This window comes from Oleiphilus sp. HI0128, assembly GCF_001635365.1.
Genome location: NZ_LWGG01001492.1, coordinates 1 through 596 on the forward strand (window position 1 = coordinate 1; position 596 = coordinate 596).

The 596-nt window shown below is 42.8% G+C and carries 1 protein-coding gene; it reads left to right on the forward strand.

Features of this window, described 5'->3' with window-relative positions:
• On the forward strand, positions 1 to 596 hold a 596-nt coding region (locus tag A3763_RS24580; protein WP_156495313.1), incomplete at both ends, for a DUF1631 family protein.

Genomic DNA, 596 nt, shown 5'->3' on the forward strand with positions numbered 1-596 from the left:
ACACCTCCTCTACTAGTGGGGGGCAATTAGGCTTAGCTTCTGCTGGGGAAGAAATCGATGCAAACTCGCAAAGTATACCTGTAGGTCAATACGCGCCTGCTCAGTTAGTTGGTGCAATTAGCCAATTACAGCAAGTTAGAGATGATACCGAGCTAATCGAACGTAAGAAGTTACGTACTTGGATTGAAAGTGGTCTAAGTGAAATGCCGGGCGGTGCCAAGAATATTGGCCAGCAAGAATCCGAGCTAATCGATGTGACGGATCGCTTTTTCGAAGTCATTGTCGAGAAAATCGGTGTCAGTGGTTTGCTCGAGCGTTGGTTAGAAAAACTTAAACTCACTATTCTTAAGGTAGTTCTTCGAGATAAAACTTTCTTCTCTAATGCTTCGCATCCAGCGCGTCAATTGTTGAATAAACTAGCCAAGCTTTCAGCGAGCGAGAAGTCTGATAAGAAACGACTAGAGAAAGTTTTGGATCGCTATATCGGTAAGGTTGTAAGTGACTTTGACCATGATGATCAAGCGATAGAAAAAGTTGTAAAAGAGCTAGATGATTTATTAGAACGCCAAGCAATCGCGCAAAAACGTAATTCGGAT